General features: G+C 69.6%; 18 protein-coding genes and 1 riboswitch. Of the genes, 8 read left to right on the forward strand and 10 right to left on the reverse strand.

The window, feature by feature from the left end; all coding sequences use genetic code 11:
• Position 1: 1 nt before the first annotated feature.
• Positions 2–169: riboswitch (cyclic di-AMP (ydaO/yuaA leader) on the reverse strand.
• Positions 170–421: 252 nt separating this feature from the next.
• From G6N30_RS25665 to G6N30_RS25675, 3 genes are read right to left on the reverse strand one after another with little or no spacing between them, the layout of a single operon-like run.
• The gene (locus tag G6N30_RS25665) at positions 422–688 is read right to left on the reverse strand and encodes a MoaD/ThiS family protein (RefSeq protein WP_134057480.1); all 267 of its coding nucleotides are present in this window, start codon (positions 686–688) and stop codon (positions 422–424) included.
• Position 689: 1 nt separating this feature from the next.
• A complete protein-coding gene (moaA, locus tag G6N30_RS25670; RefSeq protein ID WP_134056231.1) occupies positions 690–1,742 on the reverse strand; it encodes a GTP 3',8-cyclase MoaA in 1,053 nt (350 codons plus the stop codon).
• On the reverse strand, positions 1,733–2,143 hold the full coding sequence (locus G6N30_RS25675; RefSeq protein WP_134056229.1) for a YccF domain-containing protein: 411 nt from the start codon (positions 2,141–2,143) through the stop codon (positions 1,733–1,735). The genes moaA and G6N30_RS25675 overlap by 10 nt, the downstream gene beginning before the upstream one ends.
• A gap of 153 nt (positions 2,144–2,296) precedes the next feature.
• Here G6N30_RS25675 and G6N30_RS25680 point away from each other — a divergent pair, with 153 nt between their 5' ends.
• Entirely contained in the window at positions 2,297–2,707 is a 411-nt protein-coding gene (locus G6N30_RS25680) for a cold-shock protein (protein WP_134057478.1), read from the forward strand.
• Between the two features lie 98 nt (positions 2,708–2,805).
• Entirely contained in the window at positions 2,806–3,810 is a 1,005-nt protein-coding gene (locus G6N30_RS25685) for a glutathione S-transferase family protein (protein WP_134056227.1), read from the forward strand.
• Here G6N30_RS25685 and G6N30_RS25690 read toward each other — a convergent pair.
• Both G6N30_RS25690 and G6N30_RS25695 read right to left on the reverse strand, forming a co-directional pair.
• Positions 3,807–4,295, reverse strand: coding sequence for a DUF2771 domain-containing protein (locus G6N30_RS25690; protein WP_134056225.1), 489 nt, complete (start codon positions 4,293–4,295; stop codon positions 3,807–3,809). The two genes, G6N30_RS25685 and G6N30_RS25690, sit on opposite strands and share 4 nt — an antisense overlap.
• Positions 4,292–5,992, reverse strand: a complete 1,701-nt coding sequence (locus G6N30_RS25695; protein ID WP_134056223.1) for an MFS transporter — start codon at positions 5,990–5,992, stop codon at positions 4,292–4,294. Before G6N30_RS25695 ends, G6N30_RS25690 begins: the two co-directional genes overlap by 4 nt.
• A 70-nt stretch (positions 5,993–6,062) precedes the next feature.
• On the opposite strand from G6N30_RS25695, the gene G6N30_RS25700 reads away from it, so the two are divergent.
• Complete coding sequence (locus tag G6N30_RS25700) at positions 6,063–6,836, forward strand: DUF3027 domain-containing protein (protein ID WP_134056221.1); 774 nt, start codon at positions 6,063–6,065, stop codon at positions 6,834–6,836.
• On the opposite strand, the gene G6N30_RS25705 is transcribed toward G6N30_RS25700, so the two are convergent.
• Complete coding sequence (locus G6N30_RS25705) at positions 6,837–7,289, reverse strand: SRPBCC family protein (RefSeq protein ID WP_134056219.1); 453 nt, start codon at positions 7,287–7,289, stop codon at positions 6,837–6,839.
• A 26-nt stretch (positions 7,290–7,315) separates the two neighbouring features.
• Positions 7,316–7,582 carry a DUF2530 domain-containing protein gene (locus G6N30_RS25710; RefSeq protein ID WP_134056217.1) on the reverse strand — a complete coding sequence of 89 codons (267 nt, stop codon included), beginning with the start codon at positions 7,580–7,582 and terminating at the stop codon, positions 7,316–7,318.
• A 92-nt stretch (positions 7,583–7,674) separates the two neighbouring features.
• Here G6N30_RS25710 and G6N30_RS25715 point away from each other — a divergent pair, with 92 nt between their 5' ends.
• From G6N30_RS25715 to G6N30_RS25725, 3 genes are read left to right on the forward strand one after another with little or no spacing between them, the layout of a single operon-like run.
• On the forward strand, positions 7,675–8,106 hold the full coding sequence (locus G6N30_RS25715) for an Rv0880 family HTH-type transcriptional regulator (protein ID WP_134056215.1): 432 nt from the start codon (positions 7,675–7,677) through the stop codon (positions 8,104–8,106).
• A 28-nt stretch (positions 8,107–8,134) separates the two neighbouring features.
• Positions 8,135–8,947 (forward strand): TrmH family RNA methyltransferase, encoded by an 813-nt coding sequence (locus G6N30_RS25720; protein ID WP_134056213.1) that lies wholly within the window; start codon positions 8,135–8,137, stop codon positions 8,945–8,947.
• 10 nt (positions 8,948–8,957) lie between these two features.
• Positions 8,958–9,236 carry a DUF2537 domain-containing protein gene (locus tag G6N30_RS25725; RefSeq protein WP_134056211.1) on the forward strand — a complete coding sequence of 93 codons (279 nt, stop codon included), beginning with the start codon at positions 8,958–8,960 and terminating at the stop codon, positions 9,234–9,236.
• On the opposite strand, the gene sepH is transcribed toward G6N30_RS25725, so the two are convergent.
• Positions 9,233–10,066 carry a septation protein SepH gene (gene sepH / locus G6N30_RS25730; protein WP_134056209.1) on the reverse strand — a complete coding sequence of 278 codons (834 nt, stop codon included), beginning with the start codon at positions 10,064–10,066 and terminating at the stop codon, positions 9,233–9,235. The genes G6N30_RS25725 and sepH overlap by 4 nt on opposite strands.
• A gap of 102 nt (positions 10,067–10,168) precedes the next feature.
• On the reverse strand, positions 10,169–11,281 hold the full coding sequence (serC, locus tag G6N30_RS25735; RefSeq protein ID WP_134056207.1) for a phosphoserine transaminase: 1,113 nt from the start codon (positions 11,279–11,281) through the stop codon (positions 10,169–10,171).
• Between the two features lie 176 nt (positions 11,282–11,457).
• On the opposite strand from serC, the gene G6N30_RS25740 reads away from it, so the two are divergent.
• Positions 11,458–12,474 (forward strand): AurF N-oxygenase family protein, encoded by a 1,017-nt coding sequence (locus G6N30_RS25740; protein WP_134056205.1) that lies wholly within the window; start codon positions 11,458–11,460, stop codon positions 12,472–12,474.
• Between the two features lie 13 nt (positions 12,475–12,487).
• Positions 12,488–14,173, forward strand: a complete 1,686-nt coding sequence (locus G6N30_RS25745; protein WP_134056203.1) for an FAD-dependent oxidoreductase — start codon at positions 12,488–12,490, stop codon at positions 14,171–14,173.
• A 1-nt stretch (position 14,174) separates the two neighbouring features.
• On the opposite strand, the gene G6N30_RS25750 is transcribed toward G6N30_RS25745, so the two are convergent.
• Positions 14,175–14,624, reverse strand: coding sequence for a VOC family protein (locus tag G6N30_RS25750; protein ID WP_134056201.1), 450 nt, complete (start codon positions 14,622–14,624; stop codon positions 14,175–14,177).
• Positions 14,625–14,628 lie beyond the last annotated feature (4 nt).

Below are 14,628 nucleotides of genomic sequence, written 5' to 3' on the forward strand. Positions count from 1 at the left end.
TGGATCCTCTCGTCGGCGCCCGCGAGGTCAGCTGTCGGGTTCGGGTGGGAGAGGTCACCCGGCCGGTCTCGGTTGCCCGTTCTCGGCTTCACCCCAAGGGGCCGCTGGCGGCCCCAGGTCCTTCGGTGGACCGGTGGGTCCCCCGCCTCCATCCAGGTGGTTCGTGGTCCCCCGCTTCGACGGATGGAGCTCGGCGCTGCCGGGCGGGGCGAGCCGGCGATTGAGGTCGACCGGCCTGGGCAAGACGGTAACTGCTCACCGCGCACGCGTCACCTTTTCCCGACCTCGGCGTTTTCCGCCACAGCAAATTCTAAAGGGCCTCTAAAGGTGCAGGTTGGCGCGTCGTTTTCGCAGGTGTTCACCGGGGTGAGTCAGGCCATAGCCAGCTCGTGACCAATTCGTTATGTGACACAAATCACGGTTATCCGCCGGCGAACGGGGGAAGTACATCGAGCGTCTGGGCGTTCGACAGCGCCAACCCCGTATCCCGCACGGCTACCTCGTCGCAGAGGTAGGAACACCGCGCCAGCACCCGGCTCAGATCAGTACTGCGGGAAGCCAATTCGTCGATCACGCCCTGCACCGTCGTGCCGGCCGGCACTGTCAGCGTCTCGCACTCCGTGCCCGCGGCCGCGCGTGCCGCGGCGAAGAAGCGGACGGTCACCGCAACCGTCGTCGTGGCCGACACGTCAGCCACCGATCGCGCTCATCGGCCGGTCGGGCTGCTGGAAGCCAGGATCGTTGATGCCGTGCCCGGCGGCCTTCGTCCACATCGCCGCGCGCCACGCCTGCTCGATCGCGTCGTCGTCGGCGCCGCTGCGCAACAACCGCCGCAGATCGCTCTCCTGCCGTGCGAACAGGCAATTGCGCACCTGGCCGTCGGCGGTCAGCCGGGTGCGGTCACAGGCCGCGCAGAACGCCTCCGACACCGAGGCGATCACCCCGACCGTCGACGTGCCGCCGTCGACCCGCCACAGCTGCGCCGGGGCCGATCCGCGCGGCTTCGAGTCCGGAACCAGCGTGAAGTGTGCGCGCAGCGCGGCCAGGATGTCGGCGGCCTCCAGTGAGCGTCCGCGCTGCCACTGGTGTTCCGCGTCGAGCGGCATCTGCTCGATGATGCGCAGCTGATAGCCGTGCTCGAGGCAGTACCGCAGCAGCGAGACCGCATCGTCGAGGCCGGTGTCCGGGTCGAGGACGGCGTTCACCTTGACCGGCGTCAGGCCGGCGTCCTTCGCGGCGGCCAGGCCGGCGAGCACGTCGCGCAGCCGGTCGCGGCGGGTGATGCGCGCGAAGCGGGCCGCGTCGACGCTGTCCAGCGAGACGTTGACCCGGTCGAGGCCCGCCGCCTTGAGCGCGGCCGCCCGCCGCGCCAGGCCGATGCCGTTGGTGGTCATCGCCATCTCGGGGCGGGGCCGCAGCGCGGCCGTCGCCGCCACGACCTCCTCGAGGTGCCGCACGACCAGCGGTTCGCCGCCGGTGAAGCGGACGTTGGTGATGCCCAGGCGGGTCACCGCGATGCGCAGCAACCGGATCAGCTCGTCGGACCGGAGCAGTTGTTCGCCGGGCAGCCAGTCCAGACCGTCGGCGGGCATGCAATAGGTACAGCGCAGATTGCAGCGGTCGGTCAGCGACACCCGCAGATCGGTGGCGGCACGGCCGAAGGTGTCGACCAGAGGACCGCCGGTGGGCATGCCCGCGGCCGGGCGCTGGATCGTCGGGACACCGAGTGCTGTCACGGCCATGCGGCGGCTCGCGTGGTCGGGACCGGCGGGTCGACCGGGACGATCTCCTTGCCCAAGGGCACCAGGGAGACCGGGATGAGTTTGAGGTTGGCCAGCGCGAGCGGGATGCCGATGATCGTCACGGCCATCGCGGCCGCGGTGATGATGTGCCCGATCGCCAGCCAGATGCCGAACAGCAGCACCCAGATGACGTTGCCGATGACCGCGCCGGGGCGAGGCCCCGGCTTCTCGACGATCGTGCGGCCGAACGGCCACAGCGCGTAGGACGCGATCCGGAACGCGGCGAACCCGAACGGGATCGTGATGATCAGGACGAAGCAGAGGATGCCCGCCACCGCGTAACCCAATGCGAGCCACAGGCCGCCGAAGACCAGCCAGATGACGTTCAGTATCACTCGCATATCGGGGGCTACTTCTTCCTTCAGCGGTGGCACCAGCCTACCGATAAGGGTGTGAAGACGCCGGGTGAGTCCGAGTAGGATCGGCCTCGACGCGTCCCGGCGCAAGCGGGACGCTTTCTCATGTTGACGCGAGACGACGAGCAGGTGACGAAAGTGCCGACCGGCAGGGTGAAGTGGTACGACGCCGAAAAGGGCTTCGGCTTTCTGTCCCAGGAGGACGGCGAGGACGTGTACGTCCGGTCCTCGGCGCTGCCCGCGGGTGTCGAAGGCCTCAAGGCTGGCCAGCGCGTCGAGTTCGGCGTCGCGGCCGGCAGGCGCGGCCCGCAGGCGTTGAGCGTCACCCTCATCGATCCGCCGCCGAGCCTGAGCAAGACCCGGCGCGAGGCAGAGCGGCCCGAGCACAAGCACACACCGGACGAACTGCACGGCATGATCGGTGACCTGATCACGCTGCTGGAGAGCACCATCCAGCCGGACCTGCAGAAGGGGCGTTACCCCGACCGCAAGGTGGCCCGGCGGGTCTCGGAGGTCGTCAAGGCCGTCGCCCGCGAACTCGACGCCTAGTTCACGCCGGCGCCCGCGCCGAATGTGACGCCACTGCGGAATTCCTCGGGATTTCCCGCACCGGCTTCACGTTCGACGAAGGCGGGCACACTGCACCCATGAGCTATGTGGCCACCGGTGGCGAGTTCAACCGTGACACCGACTACATCGAAACCCGCATCACCGCCGACGGCCGCGACGGCTATCCGGTCGAGCCAGGGCGCTACCGCCTGATCGTCGCGCGCGCCTGCCCGTGGGCCAACCGCACGATCATCGTCCGGCGGCTGCTGGGCCTCGAAGACGCGCTGTCCATCGGCTTCTGCGGGCCCACCCACGACCAGCGCAGCTGGACCTTCGACCTCGACCCCGGCGGCGTCGATCCCGTGCTGAAGATCCCGCGCCTGCAGGACGCCTACTTCAAGCGGTTCCCCGGCTATCCGAAGGGCATCACGGTGCCCGCGATCGTCGAGGTGTCGACGGGGCAGGTCGTCACCAACGACTTCCCGCAGATCACGCTCGACTTCTCGACGGAGTGGACCGCGTATCACCGCGACGGCGCGCCCGACCTCTATCCGGAGAAGCACCGCGACGAGATCGACGAGGTGGCCCAGCGGATCTACACCGAGGTCAACAACGGCGTCTACCGCTGCGGGTTCGCCGGTTCACAGCGCGCGTACGAGAAGGCCTACGACCGGCTGTTCACCGCGCTGGACTGGCTGGAGGAGCGATTGACCGGTCAGCGTTTCCTGGTCGGCGACACCATCACCGAGGCCGACGTTCGGTTGTTCACCACGCTGGCCCGCTTCGATCCCGTCTACCACGGGCATTTCAAGTGCAATCGCGCGAAGCTCTCGGAGATGCCCGCGCTGTGGGGGTACGCCCGCGACCTGTTCCAGACGCCCGGCTTCGGCGACACCACCGACTTCGTGCAGATCAAGCAGCACTACTACATCGTGCATTCCGACATCAACCCGACGCAGGTGGTGCCGAAGGGTCCGGATCTGGCCAACTGGCTGACCCCGCACGGTCGGGAAGCGTTGGGCGGCAGACCGTTCGGAGACGGGACACCGCCTGGCCCGACCCGCGAGGGGGAGCGGGTGCCCGCGGACCACACCCCGCTCTAGGGCCACACCGTGCGGATGGACCACTCCGCGTGGGGCACCTCGAACACCTCGCCGGTCTCGTCCTGCACCAGCGTCATCAGCTGCACCGCGATGCCGGTGAGCCGTCCGCGCTGCGGGTCGACGGTCGGGATGGTGACGGCCAGCCGGGTGTCCGGCCGGAACAGCGATTCGGTGGTGTTCGCGGGGTCTTCGTAGACCTGCAGCAGCCGCCAGGGCGCCTCGGCGATCGCCGACGGCACCGACAGCTGCACCGGATCGCGCTCGTCGACCTGGAGTTCACCCTGGCTGCCCGCGGGCGCGCAGTCGTTCAGGTCGACGACGTTGCAGTACTGATAGGGCCCGACGCGCGTGAGTTCACCGCGCGAGTAGGCGCTGATCTCCGGGAGCATGGGCTCGTGGTCGCGGCTGAGCTGCCACACCATGAACGCGGTGGCGGCAGTCGCCAGCACCGCGACGGCCGCCAGCACGGCCAGGACGCGTTTCACTCGTAGCTCACCCCGGCGGTGTCGGTACGCCGACCTTCGTGACGGCCTTCCTGTGCGGCCAGCACCGGACGGTTGCCGCCGAACCCTGGAATCAGCGACTCACCGCGATAACTCACCACCGTCTGCGCCAGCCCGAGAATCAACACGGCCGTGATCGTAGTGAAGCCGATCCAGAGGTCGGTGTAGATGAGCACCCCGGTGGCCCCGCCGGCGACCCAGGCGAGCTGCAGCAGCGACTCCGAACGGCCGAACGCCGAGGCCCGCGACTCCTCCGGCAGGTCGTCCTGCAGCGATGCGTCCAGCGACGCCTTGGCGATCGCGGAGGCTCCGGAGGTGATGAGCGTGGCGACCGCGGCGACGAGCAGGTTGCCGGTCAGCGCGGTCGCCAGTGCGACCGCCGTCACCGCGGTGGCCGAGCGCACCACCAGCCGTGCCGGGTGGCCGAGTTCCAGGCGCGCGCTGGTCATGTTGCCGATGAAGTTGCCGATCGCGGCGGCCGCGCCGATCAGGCCGAGAATGCGCAGCTGTTCCCAGCCGGTGGCGTCGTGCGATTTCGCCACGAACGCCGGGTAGAGGAACAGGAACCCGACCATCACCTTGATCGTGCAGTTCCCCCACAGCGCGGTGATGGTGTTGCGGCCCATGGGTTGTCGGGCCTTGCCGGAGCGTTCCGACGGCGGCTCGCGGCGCAGACCGGCGCTGCCGCCGTGGTAGCTCAGCGTGGCGGGCACCTCACCGGCGGTGACCTCCACCCACTTGGGGATCCGCATGGACAGCGCCGCGCCCGCGACGGTCGCCGCCACGATGACGTACAGCGCGCCGGGCAGATGGAACAGGTTGAGCAGGTACTCCGCGCCGGCGGCGACCCCACCGCCGACCACGGTGCCGCCCAGTAACCCGAACGTGGTGAGCCGGGAGTTGACCCGCACCAGGTCGATGCTCGGCGGCAGTACGCGTGGGGTGACGGCGCTGCGTAACACCGAGAACGATTTCGACAGGACCATCATCCCGAGCGCACACGGGTAGAGCACCCACGACTCGTAGCCGCCCGCGCCGTCGTAGTTGGCGATCAGCAACACGACCAGCGCGGTGCGCATCAGGAACGACGCGGCGAGGGCCACGCGGCGGCCGTGCTGCAGCCGGTCCAGCGCCGGGCCGATGAGCGGGGCGATCACCGCGAACGGGGCGATGGTGATGAGCAGGTACAGCGCGACCTTGCTCTTGCTCTCCCCGCTGGCGGCGGCGAAGAACAACGTGTTGGCCAGCGCCACCGCCATCGCGGCGTCGACGGCGAAGTTGGCCACCACCGGCCAGGTCAGTGCGGTCAGGCCGGATTTGTCGGCGCCGTCGGCGGTGGCGGCCCGGTGCACCAGGCCGTACATCCTCGAACCCATCTCGCGGCTGCGCTGCGCGGCGGCGCGGGTGACGGTGACCTTCTCCGCCCCGGCGCCGACGCCGGGCGGCGGTTCGTCGTGGCGACCCGACGACGCCGGCTCGTCGAGCGGCGGCAGCCAGCGGTTCGCGCTCGGCATGGATCCCCGGCGCGGGCGCCGGTAGGAGCCGCCGTCGCTCGGGTAGTTCGCCATGCCGGGGTGGTCGTGGCCCGCGGGTGGCCGCGGCGGGTAATAGCGAGCGTCGCGCCGGAAATCTCCGTCACTCTCATCACGTCCGCCGGCCACGTCACGATTCTCCCTCATCGCACCGACTGGTGGCCGACAGCCGACCGGTGTGGCTTTCCGGTATCGCTCTGCGGCACTATGGGACGCGATGGACAGCGTGACCGACACCGCCGCCGACGTGGCGCACCGCCCAGCCGACCTGGAGGCGGTGCTGATGGGCGCCGTGGAACAGGCGCGCGCCGCGCTCACCGAGTTCAGCGGGCACGACACGATCGGGGAGTACCTCGGCGCCTCGTTCGAGGACCCGACGTCGGCCACCCACCGATTCCTCGCGGACATGCCCGGCTACCGGGGGTGGCAGTGGGCCGTCGTCGTCGCGGCCTATCCCGGCGCGGAGCAGGCCACGATCAGCGAATTGGTGCTGGTCCCCGGCCCGACGGCGCTGCTGGCCCCCAAATGGGTGCCCTGGCACGAGCGGGTGCGTCCAGGGGACCTCGGTCCCGGCGACCTGCTCGCGCCGCCGCGCGAGGATCCCCGGCTGGTGCCCGGCTACCTGGCCAGCGGTGATCCGCAGGTCGACGACGTGGCCGCGGAAGTGGGCTTCGGCCGGCGCCAGGTGCTCAGTCAGTTCGGACGCATCGACGCCGCACAGCGTTGGCACGACGGCGATTTCGGCCCGGGCTCGGCGATGGCGCGCTCGACGAAGCGGGTCTGTCGGGACTGTGGGTTCTACGTCCCGCTGTCCGGTTCGCTCGGCGTCATGTTCGGGGTGTGCGCCAACGAGATGTCGGCCGACGGTCACGTGGTCGATTCCGAGTACGGCTGCGGTGCGCATTCGGACACCCCGGCGCCGCAGGGTTCCGGTTCACCGCTGTACGACCCGTACGACGACGGCGTCGTCGAAGTCGCCGAGAACGACTGACTAACGCTCAGCCGCGGCCTTGATCTTGGCCAGCGATTCGTTCATTCCGGCGACGAGTTCCTGTTCGAAACTCGGCACCCCGCCCATCAGCTTGTTCACCGCCATGTTCGACACCGCGGTCACACCGTTCTCGGCGTTGCGGGTCTCCACCAGGCGGGTGCCGGTGGCGGTCGGTTGGAGTTCGTAACTCCACACCGTCTTGTTGGCGTCGACGCGGAACGCCACCTTCTTCTCCGGGACGACCTCGGTGACCGTGCAGGTGGTCGGCCATACGAGGAAGCCGCGACGGTTGAGGTTGACCGTCCTGGTCCCCGGCCGCAGCGGGCCGAGCGGCTTCATGACGCGGCACTGCGGGCTCCACTGCGGCATCCGACGCAGGTCCGACACGAGTGCCCACACTTTGTGCACCGGGGCGTCGATGTCGATCTCTGCGTGCAGCAGTGGTGCGGCCATACATCCTCCTAGGTGGGGTCGGGTACTCAGCGCAGCCCGCTCTGTGCGCCGCGGGCACCGCGGCGTACCGCGTGACGTTGCCACAGGAAGATCGACGTGCCAAGCACGCCGATGCCCAGCCCGGCGATCGTGTAGGGCCGCCACTCGTGCAGCGCGCTCACCGTGAACGCCAGCACCGTGGCGATCAGCCACGCCGCGGCGATCACCAGGATCACCGGCCACGGCTCGAGCAGCCCGGACGGCAGCGCGGGCGGCTGCGGCGGGTGGTGTTCGGGGGCGGGTTGGTCGGCCATCAATGGCCAACCTAGTGCATCGTAAAGCGGCCGTAAGAACCGTTATCAGTTTTGCTCGCCGCCTTTGGTTGGCCCTATGTAGTATTTGCTTTGTGATAGACCTCGAGTCTCGGTTAGCCGGCGATTTGTCGCTCGCGGTAGTACGGCTAGCTCGCCAATTGCGCTTCCGGCGTGCCGAATCGCCGATTTCGCTGTCGCAATTGTCAGCGCTGTCAACGCTGGCCAAGGAGGGTGCGATGACTCCCGGAGCGTTAGCTGTGCGCGAACGGGTGCGTCCTCCGTCGATGACTCGGGTAATCGCCTCGCTGGCCGATATGGGCTTTGTCGCGCGAAATGCGCACCCGGTGGACGGTCGGCAGGTGCTGGTTTCGGTGTCGCCGGCGGGGGCCGAACTCGTCGAGGCGGAAAAGCAGGCCAGCCAGGAATGGCTGCAACGGCGACTGGCTCAACTCGAACCCGAACAGCGCAAGACGCTGCTGATGGCGGCCGACCTGATGTCGGCGATGGTGGAGGAGAGCGCGTAAGCTTCGCCGCCGTGCGGAGAGCGGAGCGTTGACCACCGTCATCGACGTCGACGACCCCGCCGACCCCCGGCTCGACGACTTCAGGGACCTCAACAGCATCGACCGCCGACCCGATTTGCCCAGCGGCAAGGGGCTCGTGATCGCCGAGGGTGTGCTGGTCGTGCAGCGCATGGTGGCGTCCCGGTTCACCCCGCGCGCGCTGCTCGGCACCGATCGCAGGCTGACCGAACTCGGCGCCGACCTCGACGCCGTCGACGCGCCGTTCTACCGGGCCGACGCCGAGGTGATGGCCGAGGTCGTCGGCTTCCACCTCAACCGTGGCGTGCTGGCGTCGGCGTCGCGCCCGCCCGAGCTCACCGTCGAAGAGGTGCTCGCGGGCGCCCGCACGGTGGCGGTGCTCGAAGGGGTCAACGACCACGAGAACCTCGGTTCGATCTTCCGCAACGCCGCCGGACTGGCCGTCGACGCGGTGATCTTCGGCGCCGGCTGCGCCGACCCGCTGTACCGCCGGGCCGTGCGGGTGTCGATGGGCCACGCGCTGCTGGTGCCGTTCGCCCGCGCCGCCGGATGGCCCGACGAGCTGAACCTGTTGCGGGACAACGGCTTCACGTTGCTGGCGATGACGCCCGACCCGTCCGCCGACACGTTGGCGCAGGCGATGGCCGCGCTGGCCGTGGAGAGGGTCGCGGTGCTCGTCGGGGCGGAGGGTCCCGGGTTGACCGAGCGGGCCATGCGCGCCAGCGACCGGCGGGTACGGATCCCGATGTCGCGGGGTACCGATTCGCTCAACGTGGCGACCGCGGCGGCGCTGGCGTTCTACGAACGCGTGCGAGCGGGCTAGATTTGCTGTCGTGACGGACGAATCCACGCCCTGGGGAACGGGTTTGACGGTGGCCGCCGGTGTCGCCGCGGTGACCGCCACCGCCGTCATCGTGCTCAGCCTCGGACTGCTGCGGGTGCATCCGCTGCTGGCGGTGGGCCTGAACATGGTCGCCGTGGGCGGGCTGGCGCCGACAGTGTGGGGCTGGCGGAACCGGCCGGTGTGGCGGTGGTTCGCGTTCGGCGCCGGCGTCGGGGTCGCGGGCGGATGGCTCGCGCTGCTGGCGCTGGTGCTGGGCGGTTACGCCTAGCGCTGCCCGCTGGAGCGCACCCCGAGCAGAACGTCTTCCCAGCCCGGAACGGTGGGCCGCGCCTTGGCCTTACGGCCCTTCGCCGGCTTCGGCTCCTCGGCGACGGGTTCCTGTTCCGGTTCCGGTTCGGGCTGCGGCGCGGGGGCGGGCGTGGGCGCCGGTGCTGCGACCGGTGCTGAGACCGGGGTGTCGAAGTCCAGTTGCGCCAGCGGGGCCACCGGCCGCAGCGGCCGGGCGAAGCTCGGGTCGATGAGCTGGTAGGCGGCCTCGTCGAAGGCGGTGACCGTGCCGCCGTGCGCGCCGGGGGAGAAGCGGAAGTGGGCGACGTTGTCGGAGCGCCCGGCCTTCCACGCCACCTGCACCGTCCAGCGGCCGTCCTCGTTGCGCCAGGCGTCCCACGTCGTCGCGTCGGGGTCGAGGCCGCGGGCGACCAGTGCGGTGCTGACGGTCTCGAGCAGGGTGAGCACCGCGGGTCCGTCGGAGAGCACCGGATGGGCGGCGGTGGCGAGTTCTGCGGCCCGCGACCGCTCGAGCAGCACCGGATGCGCGAAGCGCTCGACGCGTTCGATCGGCATCCCGGAGGCGTTGGCGACCTGTTCGACGGACGCACCGGCGCGGATCTTGGCCTGGATATCCCTGGGACGCAGCACGTTGTGCACCTCGACATCGATCATGGTCTGGTCGGCCGCTCGGTTGAATCCGGCCCGGTCCCCCCGGGCGGCGGCGCGCAGTCGGTCGTCGACGCGCAGGGTGAATCGCTCTCCGGAGCCGGCTTGGCAGACGAGCGTGTCGCCGTCGACGTCGAGTTCCACGACCTTGAGTTCCCGCACCACGACCTCCTCCGGGCCCGCCGGCGGCGCCCGGCGCCGGCCCGATTAGCTGGTCAGCCTACTGCGTTACCTGCTCGTGACCGCGCTGACACGCGGCGTGGTTCACAACCGTTCGACGACCCAGTCGACGCACTGCGTCAGCGCGCCGACGTCCTCGGGGTCGACGGCGGCGAACATTGCGACCCGCAACTGGTTGCGGCCGAGCTTGCGGTACGGCTCGGTATCGACGATTCCGTTGGCGCGCAACACCTTTGCGACCGCGGCCGCGTCCACCTCGTCGCTGAAGTCGATGGTGCCGACCACCTGCGAGCGCAGCGCTGGGTCGATGACGAACGGGGTGGCGTACGACGACGCCTCGGCCCACGAATACAGCCGCTGCGACGAGTCCGCGGTGCGCTTGACCGCCCAGTCCAGGCCGCCGTTGCCGTTCAGCCAATCCAGCTGATCGGCCAGCAGCACCAGCGTGCCGATCGCCGGGGTGTTGTAGGTCTGGTTCTTGAGGCTGTTCTCGACGGCGATCGGCAGCGACAGGAAGTCGGGCACCCAGCGGCCCGACTGCGCGATCTGGTCGATGCGCGCGAGCGCCGCGGGGCTGACGACCGCGAGCCACAGGCCGCCGTCGCCGGCGAAGTTCTTCTGTGGCGCGAAGTAGTACGCGTCGGCCTGCGTGATGTCGACGGGCAGCCCGCCCGCGCCGGAGGTGGCGTCGATGACGATCAACGCGTCCCCGGAGTCCGCCGGACGCTGCACGGGCACCGCGACACCGGTAGAGGTCTCGTTGTGCGCCCAGGCGATGACGTCGACGGACGGGTCGGACTGCGGCTGCGGTGCGCTGCCCGGGTCGGCCTTGACGACGATCGGATCGCCGACGAACGGGTTCTTGGCGACGGCCGAGGCGAACTTCGCGCTGAACTCGCCGTAGGTCAGGTGCAGCGACCGCTGGTCGATGAGGCCGAATGCGGCCGCGTCCCAGAACGCGGTCGAGCCGCCGTTGCCGAGGATGACCTCGTAGCCGTCGGGCACCGAGAAGAGCTGCTTGACGCCGTCGCGCACCCGGCCCACGAGGTTCTTGATCGGGGCCTGCCGGTGGGAGGTGCCGAAGAGGTCTCCCGCGGCCGCGAGCGCGGCGAGTTGTTCGGGGCGCACCTTCGACGGTCCGGAGCCGAAGCGTCCGTCGCGGGGCTTGAGGTCGGCGGGGATCGAGAGTTCGGCCATGGGTCACCAGCGTAGTTCCCGCGAATGGGGCGCGGTAATCGACGGTGAGCCCACGTCAGCGCACCGAAATCGCGAAGCTCTCAGCAAACTCTCACAGACGCGCATGGACTTTTATCCGATACCTGCGGTACTGTGTACAGAAGACCGGTGAATGTAAACCCTTTCGGGAGGCTCTCATGGCTCGCACACGCACGGTCCGGCGGTGGCGCCGCAACATGGACGTCAGCGACGACGCGGCATACGTGGACACGCTGACCACCCTCTCCGAGGGCTCGGTGCGCCGGAATTTCAACCCCTACACCGACATCGAATGGGACACCCCGGAGTTCGCTGTGTTCGACGGCGACAAGCGGTGGATCCTGCCGGGAACCGATCCGATCGGCCGGCACCCGTGGTACCAGGCTCAGCCGGTGGAGCGGCAGATCGAGATCGGCCGGTGGCGACAGGCCAATGTCGCGAAGGTCGGCCTGCAGTTCGAGATCATCCTGATCCGCGGCCTGACCAACTACGCGTTCTGGGTGCCCAACGGCTCACCCGAATACCGCTACTGCATGCACGAGTCGGTCGAAGAGTGCAACCACACGATGATGTTCCAGGAGATGGTGAACCGCATCGGCGCCGACGTCCCCGGTATGCCGCGGCTGCTGCGCTGGCTGTCGCCGTTCATCCCGCTGGTGGCCGGCCCGCTGCCGATCCCGTTCTTCTTCGGTGTGCTCGCCGGTGAGGAGCCCATCGACCACACGCAGAAGAACGTGCTGCGCGAGGCCAAGGACCTGCATCCGATCATGGAGCGGGTCATGGCGATCCACGTCGCCGAGGAAGCGCGCCACATCTCGTTTGCCCACGAATACCTGCGCAAGCGGTTGCCCAAGCTGCCGCGCCGGCAGCGGTTCTTCCTGTCGCTCTACGTCCCGGTGGTGATGCGGGTGCTGTGCCAGGCCATCATCGTCCCGCCGAAGTCGTTCTGGAAGGAATTCGACATCCCGCGGTCGGTGCGCAAGGAACTGTTCTTCCGCGCGCCCGAATCACGGCAGTTCCTGCGCGACATGTTCGGCGACGTCCGGATGCTGTGTCACGAGACCGGTCTGATGAACCCGCTGGCAAAGCTCATGTGGCGGATCTGCCGCATCGACGGCCGGCCGAGCCGCTACCGCAGCGAGCCGCACCGCCAGCACGTCGTCACGGCGGCGTAGGGGGACGCACGCCGTGCCCCACGTCATCACCCAGTCGTGCTGCAGCGACGGGTCCTGCGTCTTCGCGTGCCCGGTCAACTGCATCCACCCCACGCCCGACGAACCCGGTTTCGCGACCGCCGAGATGCTCTACATCGACCCGGCGGCCTGCGTCGACTGCGGGGCGTGTGTCAGCGCATGCCCGGTCGGCGCGATCGCGCCGGAGGGCAAGCTGACCGACACGCAGTTGCCGTTCGTCGAGCTCAACGCGGCGTTCTACCCCGAGCGCCGGCCCGACGAGAAGGTGCCGCCGACCTCGAAGCTGGCGCCCGTGCCCGACGCGCCCGTCGTGCGGTCCCGCCCCGGCAGCCCACTGACGGTCGCCATCGTGGGATCCGGCCCGGCCGCGATGTACGCCGCCGACGAACTGATGACCCAGCGCGACGTGCGGGTCACCATGTTCGAGCGGCTGCCCACGCCCTACGGGCTGGTGCGCGCGGGCGTCGCGCCCGACCACCAGAGCACCAAGCGGGTGACGCGGTTGTTCGACCACGTGGCGGCTCACCGCGACCTGCGGATGTACCTCAACGTCGAGGTCGGCATGCACCTCAGCCACGCCGACCTGTTGGCACACCACCACGCCGTGCTCTACGCCGTCGGCGCACCCACCGACCGCAGACTCCACATCGACGGGATGGGTCTGCCCGGGACCGCGACGGCCACCGAGGTCGTCGCCTGGTACAACGGCCACCCCGACTACGCGGCCCTGCCGGTTCACCTCGGCCACCACCGGGCGGTGATCGTCGGCAACGGCAACGTCGCACTCGACGTCGCGCGCATCCTGACCACCGACCCGGACCGGCTCGCCACCACCGACATCGCCGATCACGCACTGACCGCGCTGCGCGCCTCACACATCGACGAGGTGGTGATCGCCGCCCGGCGCGGACCCGCCCAGTCGGCGTTCACCCTGCCCGAGCTGATCGGGCTGACCGCGACGTGCGAGGTCGTGCTCGACGCGGCCGATCACGAGTTGGTGCGCCGCGACCTCGCCGACACCACCGATCCGCTCACCCGCAACAAGCTCGAGGTGCTGGCCAAACTCGGGGACGCCGCCACCCCCGTCACCCGGCCGCGCATCCGGCTCGCCTACCGGCTGACCCCGCAGCGCGTGACCGGCGAGGAGCGCGCCGGCGGCGTCGAGTTCATCGTGACCGGCACCGACGAGGTGCGTCGCATCGACGCCGGCCTGGTGCTGTCGTCGATCGGTTACCGCGGCAGACCGGTCAGCGGCCTTCCTTTCGACGAGGCCACCGGGACCGTGCCCAACGACGGCGGCCGCGTCCTCGACCCGGCGACCGGCCGGCCCGTGGCGGGCAGCTACGTCGCGGGCTGGATCAAACGCGGACCCACGGGGTTCATCGGGACCAACAAGTCCTGTGCCGCGCAGACCGTGCACAACCTGGTCGCCGACTACAACGCCGGTGCGCTGGCCGCCCCGGCGGGCGGCCCCGGCGAACTGGACCGTCTGGTGCGGCGCCGGCGCCCGGAGGTGGTCGACGCCGATGGCTGGCGTGCCATCGACGCGGCGGAAGTCGCCCGCGGCGGCGAACACCGTCCGCGGGTCAAGTTCACCTCGGTGCCCGACATGCTCGCGGCCGCGGCCGCGGCGCCGACACCGACGTTCGGGCGGCGCCTGCTCGCCGGGCTGCTGCGCTGAGCTACTGTCCGCCCATTGCGGCCTGCAGTTCCTCCTGGCTGACCTCGCGGACCGGCTGGCCCATCGACCACAGGTGGCCGAACGGATCGCGCAGCACGCCGTAGCGATCGCCCCAGAACTGCTCCTCGACCGGCATCACCACGGTGGCGCCGGCGTCGACGGCCCGCTGGAATTTCGCGTCGACGTCGGTGACCTGAAGGTGGATGGTGACCGGTGAGCCGCCGAGTGCGGTCGGGGTGGACGGCTTGCCGTCGTTGTACTCGGGGAAGTCGTCGTTGAGCATCACCATCGAGCCGTTGATGTCGAGTGCCGCGTGGACGAGCTTGCCGTCCTGCCCGGGCACGCGCCCGTACTCGGTGGCCCCGAAGGCCTTGACGTAGAAGTCGATTGCGGCGGCGGCGTCGTCGACGCAGAGGTGCGGGGCGATGAACGGCGTCACTTCGATAGCCATGATT

The sequence above is a fragment of the Mycolicibacterium litorale genome (assembly GCF_010731695.1).
In the GTDB taxonomy this organism is placed as follows: Bacteria; Actinomycetota; Actinomycetes; order Mycobacteriales; family Mycobacteriaceae; genus Mycobacterium; species Mycobacterium litorale.